Here is a 13,837-nt window from a genome sequence, read left to right as displayed (position 1 = left end):
GTCTGTTCTCCTGTTGGAATTTTTGTAGAGCAATCAGTACTGACGGGCCTTGGCCAGTCGTTCATTCAGGGTCTTGGCCACTGCATCGGTGCGGGCGCTGGTGGAGACTTGCGCCACGCCGACCCGCCACCACGACAGGTAGCCGTGAATCATGGTTTTGGGCAGAACCTTGATGTCGATCAGCGTCGACACCGTCTGCAAGCGCGCATCGGCCAATGCGGCTTGCAGTTCCTCAACCGTGTTCACTTTGTAGGTCTTGCAGCCATAGGCCGCCGCGCTCATGGCGAAATCCACCGGCACGAAACCACCGTCGAGCTTGCCGGTTTCCGGATTGCGGAACCGGAATTCGGTGCCGAAGCTATCCATGCCGTTGCCCATCTGCAGGTTGTTGATGCAACCGAAGGTCATGTTGTCCAGCAACACCACGTTGATCTTGCGTCGCTCCTGAATCGAGGTCGCCAGCTCCGAGTGCAGCATCATGTAAGAGCCGTCGCCGACCAGCGCATAGACCTCGCGATCCGGCTCGGCGAGTTTCACGCCCAGTGCGGCGTTGACCTCGTAACCCATGCAGGAATAGCCGTACTCGACGTGATAGGTATTCACGCCCTTGCTGCGCCAGCTGCGCTGCAAGTCGCCGGGCAGGCTGCCGGCGGCGGCGACGATCACGGCGTCATCGGCGAGGGTTTCATTGAGCACACCGAGCACGCGGCTCTGGGTCAGGCAGGAACCGGTCAGCTCGATGAATTCGCGCAACACCGCTGGGTCCATGTGGTCGTTGATTTCCGGGATGAAGTCTTTGCTCTGGTATTCGACCTGATAGAGACGGTCGACTTCCTCGTCCAGTTGCGCCTTGGCCTGACGCGGTTGATCGCCCCACGCAGAACGGTAATCGCCCAAGGCTTCAGCCAAGGCTTGTAAGCCGACTTTGGCATCCGCCAGCAGTTGCACGCCGTCGAGCTTCAGGGCATCGCACGGACTGATGTTCAGGTTGAGAAATTGCACGTCCGGATGCTGGAACAGGGATTTCGACGCGGTGGTGAAATCGCTGTAGCGGGTGCCGACACCGATGATCAGATCCGCATCCCGGGCCAACAGATTCGCCGCCAGGCAACCGGTTTCACCAATCCCGCCAACGTTCAGCGGATGACTGGACACCACCGCACTCTTGCCGGCCTGGGTTTCGGCGAAGGGAATATCGAAGCGCTCGGCAAACGCCTGCAAGGCGGCATTGGCGCCAGAGTATCTGACACCGCCACCGCAAATGATCAGCGGCTTGCGCTTGCCTTTGAACAGCGCCAGCGCATCACCGAGCATCGCTTCAGTCGCCGGACGACGTTCGATGCGGTGCACGCGTTTTTGCAGGAAATAATCGGGGTAGTCGTAGGCCTCGGCTTGCACATCTTGCGGCAAGGCCAGGGTCACCGCGCCGGTTTCGGCAGGGTCGGTGAGCACGCGCATGGCGTGGATCGCCGCCGTCATGAGTTGCTCGGGACGGTTGATGCGGTCCCAGTATTTGCTCACGGCCTTGAACGCGTCGTTGGTGCTGATACTCAGGTCGTGGAACTGCTCGATCTGTTGCAGCACCGGGTCCGGCTGGCGACAGGCATAGACATCGCCGGGCAACAGCAGCAAGGGAATGCGGTTGGCGGTCGCCGTCGCGGCGGCGGTCAGCATGTTCGCCGCGCCTGGGCCTACGGATGAAGAGCAGCCGTAGATCTTGCGCCGCAGGTGTTGCTTGGCGAAACCGATGGCCGCATGGGCCATGCCTTGCTCGTTGCGACCCTGATGGACGATCAGGTCGCCACTGTCCTGTTCCAGGGCCTGACCCAGGCCCAACACGTTGCCGTGGCCGAAAATGGTAAAGACCCCGGCGACGAATTTGCTTTGAACCCCATCGACCTCGATGTACTGGTTATCGAGGAATTTCACCAGGGCCTGGGCCATGGTCAGTCGTGTCGTAGTCATAACCGATCCTTCAATAAACGAAGAAACCCTTGTGGGAGTGAGCCTGCTCGCGATGATGGCGGCACATTCAACATTGATGTTGCCTGACACACTGCAATCGCGAGCAGGCTCGCTCCCACACTGGATCTCCATCAACCTGATAACAGTGTCAGGCCAGGGATTTTTGCAGGTGATCCATGCTCGCGCCGATCGCCTGCTGGAGATCCGCCAGGCCATGGACGCTGTCGGCAAACGGTTCGAACGACAGGTAGCCGCTGTAACCGCTGCTGAGCAAGGTGTCGATTTGCGCCGCGTTGCCGAGGATGTCGCCCTCGCCCACCAGCACCCGATGGCCGTCGCGAATGGTCGCCAACGGTGCTTCGGCATCTTCGACTCCGGAGATGTGTACCAACCCGGTCAGCTCGGGGAAGAACTCATGTTCGCTGGCCAGGTGATGGTGGAAGGTGTCGTGAACCAGACGGAACACATCCAGCCCGCCGATGGCCTTGATTGCGTCCACCGCCGTGCGCTTGCGGCGCAGCGAGCACTCTTCGAAACCCAGCGGTTCGATGAAACCGAGAATGCCGTGTTCGCGCAGGATCGGCGCCAGTTCAGTCAACGCCGTGCGCAGACCCGAAGCGCGTGCAGCCTCGTTACGCGGGTCGGCACGGTCATTGAGCGGGCACATGACCAACCCTTGAGCGCCGCAATCACGGGCATAAGCGGCCAGCTTCAAGGCCTGTGCGCGGCGCTCGTCATTCCACACATCAAACGGATACAGCGCGTTGATCGACAGCACGGTAATGCCTTTGGCGGCACACAACTCCCGGACGCGCTCGGGGGCGGTGCCGTCTTCAATCTCGACGCCTTTAAGGTCGTTGCGAATTTCGATGGCGTCGGCCTTGAGGGTCACCGCCAACTCGATGAACGCGGGCAGGGACAAACGTGGGGCGACCATACGGTTCAGGGCGAAACGCAGGGGTTTGCTCATTATTGTTGTTCTCCGCACAGTGAATCAGTTGGCCGTCGGCATGCTGAATTCGGGGCCCTTGGCAATGCTGTCAGGCCAACGTTGCATCACGCTTTTGTAGCGGCTGTAGAAGCGGATGCCTTCTTCGCCGTAAGCGTGGTGATCGCCGAACAGCGAGCGTTTCCAGCCGCCGAAAGAGTGCCAGGCCATCGGCACCGGAATCGGTACGTTGATGCCGACCATGCCGACTTTTATGGTGCGGGCAAAGGCCCGGGCGATGCCGCCGTCGCGGGTGAAACAGGACACGCCGTTGCCGAATTCGTGGGCGTTGATCAACGCGACGGCGCTGGCGAAATCCGGCACCCGCACGATGCCCAGTACCGGGCCGAAAATTTCCTGTTGGTAGATGCTCATCTCAGTCGTGACGTTATCGAACAGCGTCGCGCCAACGAAGAAACCGTTCTCGGCGCCCGGCACCTTGAAATTGCGGCCATCGACAATCAGTTGCGCGCCCTGGGTCACGCCTTCGTCGATGAAACCTTCGACTTTGGCCTTGTGTTCGGCAGTCACCAACGGCCCCATGTCGCTGTCGCCCTTCAGACCGTTGCCGACCTTGAGCTGATCGATACGCGGCAACAGTTTGGCAATCAGCTGGTCGCCGACATCGCCCACCGCCACGGCAATCGAAATCGCCATGCAGCGCTCGCCGGCCGAGCCATAAGCGGCGCCGATCAAGGCATCCGCCGCTTGATCCAGATCCGCGTCCGGCATGACGATCATGTGATTCTTCGCCCCGCCCAGCGCCTGCACGCGCTTGCCGCGGGAGGTGGCTTGCTGGTGGATGTACTCGGCAATCGGCGTCGAGCCGACAAAGGAAATCGCCTCGATGTCCGGGTGTTGCAACAACGCGTCGACGGCGGTCTTGTCGCCCTGAACCACGTTGAACACACCGTCCGGCAAACCGGCTTCGCTCAACAGACGGGCCATCAGCACACTGGCGGACGGGTCGCGCTCGGACGGTTTGAGGATGAAGCAGTTACCGGTGATCAGCGCGAGCGGGATCATCCACAGCGGCACCATCACCGGGAAGTTGAACGGCGTGACGCCGGCACACACGCCCAGTGGCTGACGCAGGTTCCAGTTATCGATACCGCCACCGATGTTGTCGCTGAACTCGGTTTTCAGCAGGTTCGGCGCACCGCAGGCGTACTCGACGATTTCGATGCCCCGGGTGACTTCGCCCTTGGCGTCCGAAAACACCTTGCCGTGTTCGCGGCTGATGATTTCGGCCAGTTCATCGTGATGTTGGTCGAGTAATTCCTTGAACTTGAACATCACCCGCGAACGGCGCAGGGACGATTGTTCGGACCAGGCAGGAAAGGCTTTCAAGGCCGAGGCGACGGCTTCGTCGACGGTCTTCTGGCTGGCCAGCCCGACGCGCGCCTGGACGCTGCCGGTGGCCGGGTTGAAGACGTTGCTGAACCGTTCGCTGCTGCTGTCTTGCACTTGACCGTGGATGTAATGGCCGATGATCGGGGCGTTGCTCATTGATCGTGTTCTCCGTGCAGAGGTTGGAATTCAGGCTTTTAGTTCAGAGATCAAGCAGCCAGCTGTGCTGCGGATCGTTATGGAACTGCCAGACGCGCTTGGGTCCGGCCATCACGTTCAGGTAGTACGACTCGTAGCCGTACGGCACGCTGACCGGGTGATAGCCTTTGGGCACAACCACGAGATCGCTGTTTTCCACGGCCATGGCCTGATCGATGCTGCGGTCATCGGTGTACACCCGCTGGAACACGAAGCCCTGGGGCGGGTTGATCTGGTGGTAATAGGTTTCTTCGAGAAAACTCTGGTGCGGTAGGTCGTCGGTGTCGTGCTTGTGCGGCGGGTAGCTCGACGAGTGACCCGACGGCGTGCGCACTTCCACCACCAGCAGCGAATGGGCCGGCTCGGTGTCCGGCAGAATGTCGCAGACGTAACGGGTGTTGGCGCCTTTGCCGCGTACGCTGCGCTTCATGGTGTCGGGTTTGATCAGCCGTGGGCCGAGGCCGTTGGTGGTCGAACCGGGCGCGGCGCACACGGCGATTTGCACATCGCTGAGCGCGACCACTTGCGCCTGACTGCCGGGAGGCAAGTACGCGGCGAAGGGTGATTTGTCTTCGAACACCGACTGACGATCACCGATGTTGTCCCAGTCGAACGCGCCCTGCCCCGGCGCTTCGCCCTTGATGCTGACCCGGCCGCTGAGCAGCACCAGGCACAACTCTTTATCACCGGCCGACACCGGCAAGGTCTCGCCCAGACCCAAGCGGTAAGCCGCAAAGCCGACGTATTCCAGCTCACCTTTACCCAGCTCGACCATGGTCCGGCCACGGGCGTTGCTTTTGACCAGCAGGCTCATAATGCAATCCTCTCGTCGAGCAGCGCACGCAAGGTGTCGTAGCCTTTTTTGGCGTAGACATAACTGGGCGCCACCGCCGGATCCTGTTCCGCTTCGACCACCAGCCAGCCGTGGTAACCGGCCGCCAGCAGCACGTCGAGCAAGGCGCCGAAATCGATATCGCCATCGCCGGGCACGGTGAAGGTGCCGTTGATGATGCAGTCCGGGAAGCTCCACAGATTGTTGCGGGCCAGTTGCACCACCGGTTTGCGCACGTCCTTGAAATGCACGTGACAGATGCGTTCGATGTGTTTGCGCAGCACCTGCAACGGTTCGCCGCCACCCATGTAGCAATGGCCCGAATCGAACAGCAAACCGACTTCACTGCCGGTCAACGCCATCAGTTTGTCGATGTCCGCCGGGGATTCGATGTAGGCGCCCATGTGATGGTGGTAGGCCAGGCGCATGCCTTGGGACAAGGTGAAGCGCGCCAGTTCGGTGAGCTTGTCGGCGTATTCCTGCCAGGCGTGTTCGGTGTGGAAACGCGGGCGTTCAACCAGAGGAATGCGCTGACCTTGAATGGAGTCGGCGACTTCGCCATACACCAGCACCTTGGCGCCGTTTTTGGCCAACAGCTCGACATGGCTGCCGATGGCGTCGATTTCTTCGGCCACCGAGCGACGGGCCAGACGGCTGGAATACCAGCCGGACACCAGCGCCAGGTCGTAAGGGCGCAGTACATCGCCGACACCCTTGGCGTCCTTGGGGAATTTGCCGTTGAGTTCAAAACCTTCGTAGCCGATTTCCTTGCCTTCGCTCAGGGCGGTGCTCAGCGGCGTCTCGCCACCGAGGGACGGCAGGTCGTCGTTGCTCCAGGAGATCGGGTTGATGCCAATTCGAATAGCGGGCATGGCTGCACCTTTTATTGTTTTACACAAATCAGTAAGAACGACGCTGGACCCTTGTGGGAGCGAGCAGGCTCGCTCCCACATTGGTTTTGCGGTGTTGCGTCATGCGCGGGCTGTGCGCCAGGCATCGATCAGTTCAACGAACGTGCCCTGCACCTGGCGGATCAACGTTTCATCGTCGATTTCACCGGCCATCCACGCGCGGCTCGGCTCTTGGAAAATCGTCCGGCCGACTGCAAACCCGCGGCACGTCTGGCTCTGACTGGCCTGTTGAAACCCTTCGGCCAATGCCGCTGCCGGTGCATTCAGCCCCAGCAACACCACGCCTCGGCAGTACGGATCACGTTCCTGAATCAATTCGTCGAGTTGTTTCCACTCCTCGGCGCTCTGCGCTTCGATCTTCCACCACGCCGGGTAAATGCCCAGGTTGTAGAGGCGTTTGAGCGCGCGATACAGCACGTCCGGATGGGTCGACGGATGATCCTTGGGCGGGATGATTTCCAGTAGCAGCTCATGACCGCTGACCTGGGAGGCCTGGTACAAACCCTTGATCTGCGCTTCCTGCTCCAGTCGCAGCAGCGGTTCATCGTCGGGGTGGAATTGCACCAGGCACTTGATGATTTGTTCCTGCGGCCAGGCGATCAGGTTGCTGCCGATGGAGCGCCCATGTTCGAAAGCCAATGGCCGCGAACCCTGCACTTCCACCGGACGCGCCACCCACCAGCCACGGCCGGTGGCGGCGTTCAGCGAGTCCTGGCCGAAGCGTTGATCAGCCAGCAGCCCGACATCGGCCTCGATGCCCTGCTCACGCAAATCGGCTTCGACCCGCTCCACAGCCTTTATAAACAGTTGCTTGAGTTCGCCGATGGCGTTCAGGTCGCGACCGCCCTTGTGCGCCAGTTCCACCAGTTGCCCGCGATGGTCGAAGGCAAAAATGAACAGTTGCTTCCACTGCTTGCGCGGCACGCTAACCTGATGCAGACGCTGCAACACCGCGTCCTGATCCGGCCGGGTAATCGGCACCGGGCTGTTAAACAGATAGTCGAGTTCGGCGCGGGTCGGCATGGCCGGCGCGCAGGCATGGCGCGACACCACCAGACCGCCACAGGCATTGGCCAACTGGCAGCAGCGCTCGTCGCTCGCGTCTTCCAGCCAACCGGCGAGGAAGCCCGACATGAAGGCATCGCCGGCCCCCAGCACATTCAACACTTCCACCCGAACGCCGGGATAAATGGCGCCGTCTTCAAGACGTTCCGGGATCACTCCGTGAATCACCGTGCAACCTTGTGGACCGAGCTTGACTACCAGGGTCGCCGCGCTCAGGCGGCGCACGTTACGCAGCGCGGTGAGCAAATCCTCGGAGCCGCCGGCAATCAAAAACTCTTCTTCCGTGCCGACGATCAGGTCGAAACGCGGAAGGATTTTCTGCACATGCTGGCTGACGTTCTGGTCGGCGACGAAACGGGTTTCGCCGTCGGCCTTGCCGGCCAGGCCCCAGAGTACCGGGCGATAGTCGATGTCCAGCACCCGTTTGACGTTGTGCTTCTCGGCGTAATCCAGCGCCTGGATGCTCGCCTTGTAGACGCCGTCGGTGGAGAAATGGGTGCCGGTGATCAGCAAGGCTTTGCTGGAAGCGATAAAGGCTTCGCTGATGTCTTCGGCCCGCAGCGCCATGTCGGCGCAGTTTTCGCGGTAGAAGACCAAGGGAAAGGTTTCGCGATCCTTGAGGCCCAGCAGGACCATGGCGGTCAGGCGCTCCGGATCGACCTTGATGCCGCGGACATCGCAACCTTCGCGGGTCAGGGATTCAACGAGGAAGCGGCCCATGTGGTCGTCCCCTACCCGGCTCAGCATCGCCGATTTAAGGCCCAGCCGAGCGGTGCCAAAAGCGATGTTGGCAGACGATCCGCCGAGGTATTTGGCGAAGCTGCTCACATCCTCCAGCCGCGCCCCGACTTGCTGCGCATAGAGGTCGACGCCTAGGCGCCCCAGGCAAATCAGATCCAATTGACGCCCACTGGCAAAACGAGTCTGGCCCATGCTGGCTCCTGTTATTTTTATCAGCCTGTGTTCGGGGCGATGGCCGCGCCGAACACTCTTGGTGGATGCAGACTAAAACGTCCGGGGCCGAACAATCAATAATTATTCTAAATATTTTTTACGTGGAATATTTTTTCCAATAAACTTTGGCACAGGCGTTTCAGAGGCAGTGCATCGTTTCAGCACACCTCGTACTGACCGCACGCTCAAGATTTTATTCCGGCCTACCCTGTAGACTGCGCACAGCCAACCTATTGTCAGGGGATGACGCTCTCTGTCGTCCCCATAAGAACAAGCCAGAAGGATTCCTTATGACCCGCACCGATCAGCCGGCGACGACCGAGAGCACGCCCGACAGCGATCTCGTCAGCCCCCCGATCAACGCCGAGCGTCTGCTGCAGCTGATCACCAACGAATACGAAAGCCTGCCGCGCCAGCTCAAACGCATCGCCAGTTACATGAGCCAGCAGAGCGACCGGATCATGGTCGACCGCATCAGCGACATCGCCCGCGAGTGCGAAGTGCACCCGTCGGCGATCGTGCGTTTTTCCCAGCGTTTCGGCTTCAGTGGCTTTAGCGAAATGCAGGCGCTGTTCCGCGAGGCCTATACCCACAAGACCACGCCGGTGCAGAACTACCAGCAGCGCATTCGCAGCATGATCGCCAACAAGTCGCAGAAGGCCAGCGGCGGCGACCTGGCGCGCGAGTGCATCGATGCGACTTTGTCGGGCATCGAACGCCTGGGGCTGGAACTCGATGATCAGGCTTTCGACAAGGCCGTCGACCTGGTGGTGAATGCCGACAACATCTACGTGGTCGGGGTGCGCCGTTCATTCGCGGTGGCCGACTACCTGGTCTACAACCTGCAACACACCAACAAGCGTATCCATCTGGTTTCGGGGCTCGGCGGCAGCTACCGCGAGCAGATGCGCAGCGTGCGCGCCAATGACCTGGTGATCGCCATCAGCTTCACCCCCTACGGCAAGGAAACCCAGCACTGCCTGCGCATTGCCCAGCACCATCAGGCCAAAACCCTGATCATCACCGACAGCAACCTCTCGCCCTTGGCCAAGCGCGCCAACACCGTGCTGCTGGTCAACGAAGGCAGTTCGTTTGCCTTCCGTTCGTTGAGTGCAACGCTGTGCCTGTGCCAGGCGCTGTTTATCGCCGTGGCCTATCGGCTGGAATTGAAGGTCGATGAGATTCACGAACAGGTCGGCTTCGAGGATTAGCGCCACGCCGTTTGCAGCTCGCTGAAGCTAAACTAAGGTTGTCCATCCCGAAATGGACATCTGAAGGAGCGGTTCAATGAAGCTGATCGGCATGCTGGATTCACCGTACGTGCGGCGCGTCGCCATCTCTGCCAAACGCCTTGGCATCCCACTGGAACACCAGTCGGTGTCGGTGTTTCGGCATTTCGAGCAATTCCAGCAGATCAACCCGGTGGTCAAGGCGCCCACCCTGGTGCTGGATGACGGTGAGGTGTTGATCGACTCGACGCTGATCCTCGACTACCTCGAAGCCTTGGCCGGCCCTAGCAACAGCCTGATGCCCAGGGACCTGAAGCAGCGCTTGCGCTCGTTGCGCCTGATCGGCCTGGCGTTGGCGGCGTGCGAAAAGTCCGTACAGCTCTACTACGAACGCAACCTGCGACCAGCGGAGATTCAGTTTGAGCCGTGGGTGGAGCGGGTCGAAGGGCAATTGGCGGCCGCCTATTCGGCGCTGGAGCGGGAGCTGGAAATGCAGCCGCTGAAGACTGACGGGACGATTGCTCAAGACGGGATTACGTTGGCGGTGGCATGGAGTTTCACCCGTCTGGTGGTGCCGGATCAGGTGGATGAGAATCGGTTTCCACAGATCAGTGCGTTTACCGCATATGCCGAAAGGCTTGAGGAATTTGTCAGTACGCCGATTGAGTAGATGGATATTTTGTGCCTGATATGCCCTCATCGCGAGCAGGCTCACTCCCACATTTGATCTGTGTCGCTCACTTTGGGTTCGCTGAAGATCCACTGTGGGAGCGAGCCTGCTCGCGATAGCGGAGTGACAGTCGACATCAAAGTAAAGGTCAGTCCCGATTACACAAAACGCCGCTTCCACCCAAGGTAGAAGCGGCACAGGCCTGTGCCCCAGCGTAAATCAGTGCATGAATAGGGCGATCAGGATGATGATCGGGATCGGTACGCCGAGAAAGAACAGCAGTAGTGAGCGCATGGTAGTTCTCCTGGGTTAGCGAACAGGCAGTGAAGTGGTGGTCGCGTAAGCGTCGGATTCCAGATACACCACGGCATCCCGACGACGGCCGCCAAAGGTCGCAGCGAGGCTGGCGCAAAACGCACCGATCAGCAGCGCAATGAACATCCACAGCGAAGTCCAGGCAGCGACTTTGGCGGCGGTGTCGGCGGCTTGTTGGGCGGTGAGTTTGGCGTCGGCCACGGCTTTTTGCGTGCGGGCATACACTTCATCGACGCGACGTTCCGCGTCCGCTTGAGTGAGGTTGGTCCGCTGGGCGACCAGTTGCGCCAAGTAGATGCGGTCTTCGGCAGCCAGTTGACCGTCGTTGCTCAGATTGCGCACGAAGATGCGCGTCACGGTGCCACGAACGGCGTCATCACTGACCGCCGCCGGACGATCATCGCGGAACAGGCTGTCGACGAAGTAACCGTACGGGTCACTGTCAGTGTTGCCGACAGCCATACCGGCGGCTTGAGTCGCGGCACTCGCGGCGCCACCGACCACACTCGCCCCGGCCTGCACGCCACCGCTGACGATGCTGCTGACCGAGCCGACCACCAGCGTCGCCGTCACCAGCGTTGCCACGCACCAGGCCAGAAAGCCGTGGGCAGTGTCACGGAAGTAAACTTCATCACCGTGCATGTACGCCCACTTCACCCGCAAACGACCGGCGATGTAACCGCCCAGTCCGGAAGCCACGATTTGCGTAGCCGCCAACCAGACAATCGTTGAAATACCCAGGCCCTTGGCGCTGACCCCTTCATTGGCCCACGGCGACACCGCCGAAAAACCCAGGCCAAAGCCGAGCAGCACGAGAATCAGCGACAACGCTGCCGCCGCAGCGGCTCCCGCGAAGATCGCGCCCCAGGACACGCCAGAGAGCGTGCTCGTTTCTTCGAGGGCAGGATAGAAACCATCAGAGGATCTATTCATTGTTATATCGCTCCAGGCAGGAAAGATGGTGATACAACTCTTCAACGGAGGAAGTGCAGTCACCGTGCCAGTCGCCAACCTTAAATAAATCGCGGTTTTTCAATAAGTTATAAAGTTTGAACTTCCAATGGCCTTGCAATTTGCAAGGAGCCGTCTGTAGCGGCGGGTTTTATGCATTGACCGGGAGCGGCGTTTTCAATGGAAAAATCAAAAAATCGCATGAAGTTTTATTTAGAAAGCCTGCCATCATTTCTTGGCAAAATGCCGCTCAATGTTGAGTACTCCTAATCAGGCCCGCCCTATGACCCGCATCTTGACCATCGAAGACGACGCCGTGACCGCCCGGGAAATCGTTGCCGAATTGAGCAGCCACGGCCTCGACGTGGATTGGGTCGACAACGGCCGCGAAGGTCTGGCGCGCGCAGTCAGCGGCAACTACGACCTGATCACCCTCGACCGCATGCTGCCCGAGCTCGATGGTCTGGCGATTGTGACCACGCTGCGGACCATGGGCGTGGCCACGCCGATCCTGATGATCAGCGCCCTCTCCGACGTCGATGAGCGTGTGCGCGGCTTGCGCGCGGGCGGTGACGATTATCTGACCAAACCGTTCGCCACCGATGAAATGGCCGCCCGGGTCGAAGTACTGCTGCGCCGGCAGAACACCGTGACCGCCCAGGCCACCACGTTGCGGGTGGCGGATCTGGAGCTCAACCTGATCAGCCATGAAGCCAGCCGCGACGGTCAGCTGCTGACGCTGTTGCCCACCGAGTACAAGTTGCTGGAATTCCTGATGCGCAACACCGGGCAGATTCTGTCGCGGATGATGATTTTCGAAGAGGTCTGGGGTTACCACTTCGACCCCGGCACCAACCTGATCGACGTGCACATCGGCCGGTTGCGCAAGAAGATCGACCCGCCCGGCAATCTCCCATTGATCCGGACCGTGCGAGGCTCGGGTTATGTCATTGCCGAACCCGTCTAAAGGCTGGCGTTCCTCCAGCAGCCGCCTGCTGGCGCTCTACAGTTCGCTGTTCGTGCTCTGGAGCGGCATTCTCATGGGGGTCATGTACTACGAGGTGTCCGATTACCTGGACAACCTGGCCAAACACTCGCTGATGCAGCGCCAGCATTTGTTTTCGCGCTTTCAAGGCGAACAACTGATGGACGCCCTCGCCGTCAGCATGACCTTCGACATTCGCGGCATCGACGCCTATGGCCTGTTCGATAGTCAGCATCGCTACCTCAATGGCGCCCTGCAGCACATTCCCGAAGACCTGCCGCTGGACGGCAAGATTCACATGCTCAGCGACTGCGCCGACTCCGACGACCCGACCCTGCCCGCTGACAGCTGCGACGCCGTGGCGACCCAGACCCGGGATGGACGCTGGCTGGTGCTGGTGCGCGACAACGGTTCGTTATTCGCCGTGACCCGGATCATCCTCCACGCGTTGTTCTGGGGCGTGACCCTGACAATCCTGCCGGGCATCGCCGGCTGGCACTTGTTGCGCCGTCGCCCCTTGCGGCGCATACGCGGGATTCAGGCCAGTGCCGAGGCCATCGTCGCCGGCGACCTGACCCGCCGTCTGCCATTGTCCAATCGCCGCGATGAACTGGACATGCTCGCCACTATCGTCAACGCCATGCTCGAACGTATTGAACGCTTGATGAACGAGGTCAAGGGCGTCTGCGACAACATTGCCCACGACCTGCGCACACCGCTGACGCGCCTGCGGGCGCAGCTGTACCGGATTCAGCAACAGGCTGATGAGGGTTCGACGCTGGCGGTGCAACTGGACTCAGTGCTCGGTGAGGCCGACACCTTGATGGCGCGCTTTCGAGGGTTGTTGCGGATTTCCGAGCTGGAAGATCGTCAGCGCCGTTCGGGTTTTGTGCAGCTGGATCCGGTGCCGTTGTTGCAAGAGCTGCACGACTTTTATCTGCCGTTGGCGGAAGAAGGCGAACTGGTTTTCAAGCTGCAACTGCCTGACATCTTGCCGCCACTGAATGGCGACCGCGCGTTGCTCTTCGAAGCGGTAGCGAACCTGCTGAGCAACTCGATCAAGTTCACACCGCCGGGTGGCGAGGTGATTTTGCGGGGGGTCAATGAGGGTGGGCATACGCGGATCGAAGTGCTCGATTCGGGGGCAGGGATTCCGGAGGCAGAGCGGGAGGCCGTGTTCCAGCGGTTCTATCGTGCAGAGGGCGGCAACCAGAAAAGCGGGTTCGGGCTAGGGCTGTCGATCGTGGCGGCGATTGTGAGCTTGCATGGGTTTGCGCTTGAAGTCGGTACCAGTGAACTCGGCGGTGCGCGGTTGGTGCTGGATTGCCAGCAACGCTTGATTCCCCCCGCTTGATCGCTCCCAAGTCGAGGCGTTGATCGTTCCCACGCTCTGCGTGGGAATGCAGCCCGGGACGCTCCGCGTC

General features: G+C 60.5%; 11 protein-coding genes. 4 read left to right on the top strand and 7 right to left on the bottom strand.

What is annotated here, in order from left to right; all coding sequences use genetic code 11:
• Window positions 1-33 precede the first annotated feature (33 nt).
• The 6 genes from iolD to iolC form a co-directional block, all read right to left on the bottom strand.
• Window positions 34-1,965, bottom strand: a complete 1,932-nt coding sequence (gene iolD / locus DFS28_RS26490; protein ID WP_111452112.1) for a 3D-(3,5/4)-trihydroxycyclohexane-1,2-dione acylhydrolase (decyclizing) — start codon at window positions 1,963-1,965, stop codon at window positions 34-36.
• Window positions 1,966-2,113: 148 nt separating this feature from the next.
• Window positions 2,114-2,935: a TIM barrel protein gene (locus tag DFS28_RS26485; protein ID WP_111452111.1), complete on the bottom strand. Its 822-nt coding sequence runs from the start codon at window positions 2,933-2,935 to the stop codon at window positions 2,114-2,116.
• Between the two features lie 24 nt (window positions 2,936-2,959).
• Window positions 2,960-4,462 carry a CoA-acylating methylmalonate-semialdehyde dehydrogenase gene (locus tag DFS28_RS26480; RefSeq protein WP_111452110.1) on the bottom strand — a complete coding sequence of 501 codons (1,503 nt, stop codon included), beginning with the start codon at window positions 4,460-4,462 and terminating at the stop codon, window positions 2,960-2,962.
• A gap of 43 nt (window positions 4,463-4,505) precedes the next feature.
• Window positions 4,506-5,315, bottom strand: coding sequence for a 5-deoxy-glucuronate isomerase (gene iolB / locus DFS28_RS26475; RefSeq protein WP_111452109.1), 810 nt, complete (start codon window positions 5,313-5,315; stop codon window positions 4,506-4,508).
• Entirely contained in the window at window positions 5,312-6,205 is an 894-nt protein-coding gene (iolE, locus tag DFS28_RS26470; RefSeq protein ID WP_111452108.1) for a myo-inosose-2 dehydratase, read from the bottom strand. Before iolE ends, iolB begins: the two co-directional genes overlap by 4 nt.
• Window positions 6,206-6,304: 99 nt before the next feature.
• The gene (iolC, locus tag DFS28_RS26465) at window positions 6,305-8,242 is read right to left on the bottom strand and encodes a 5-dehydro-2-deoxygluconokinase (RefSeq protein WP_111452107.1); all 1,938 of its coding nucleotides are present in this window, start codon (window positions 8,240-8,242) and stop codon (window positions 6,305-6,307) included.
• A gap of 311 nt (window positions 8,243-8,553) precedes the next feature.
• On the opposite strand from iolC, the gene DFS28_RS26460 reads away from it, so the two are divergent.
• A complete protein-coding gene (locus DFS28_RS26460) occupies window positions 8,554-9,474 on the top strand; it encodes a MurR/RpiR family transcriptional regulator (RefSeq protein ID WP_008153867.1) in 921 nt (306 codons plus the stop codon).
• A 76-nt stretch (window positions 9,475-9,550) separates the two neighbouring features.
• Window positions 9,551-10,162 (top strand): glutathione S-transferase N-terminal domain-containing protein, encoded by a 612-nt coding sequence (locus tag DFS28_RS26455; RefSeq protein WP_111452106.1) that lies wholly within the window; start codon window positions 9,551-9,553, stop codon window positions 10,160-10,162.
• A 309-nt stretch (window positions 10,163-10,471) separates the two neighbouring features.
• Here DFS28_RS26455 and DFS28_RS26450 read toward each other — a convergent pair whose 3' ends face one another.
• Window positions 10,472-11,410 (bottom strand): hypothetical protein, encoded by a 939-nt coding sequence (locus tag DFS28_RS26450; protein ID WP_111452104.1) that lies wholly within the window; start codon window positions 11,408-11,410, stop codon window positions 10,472-10,474.
• A gap of 301 nt (window positions 11,411-11,711) precedes the next feature.
• On the opposite strand from DFS28_RS26450, the gene DFS28_RS26445 reads away from it, so the two are divergent.
• Complete coding sequence (locus DFS28_RS26445) at window positions 11,712-12,395, top strand: response regulator transcription factor (protein WP_008153872.1); 684 nt, start codon at window positions 11,712-11,714, stop codon at window positions 12,393-12,395.
• On the top strand, window positions 12,373-13,767 hold the full coding sequence (locus tag DFS28_RS26440; RefSeq protein ID WP_111452103.1) for a HAMP domain-containing sensor histidine kinase: 1,395 nt from the start codon (window positions 12,373-12,375) through the stop codon (window positions 13,765-13,767). The genes DFS28_RS26445 and DFS28_RS26440 overlap by 23 nt, the downstream gene beginning before the upstream one ends.
• Window positions 13,768-13,837 lie beyond the last annotated feature (70 nt).

This window comes from Pseudomonas sp. 478, from assembly GCF_003254125.1.
Lineage (GTDB): Bacteria > Pseudomonadota > Gammaproteobacteria > Pseudomonadales > Pseudomonadaceae > Aquipseudomonas.
Note: the sequence above shows the minus strand (reverse complement) of the source record. Positions and strands in the feature narration are given on the sequence as shown.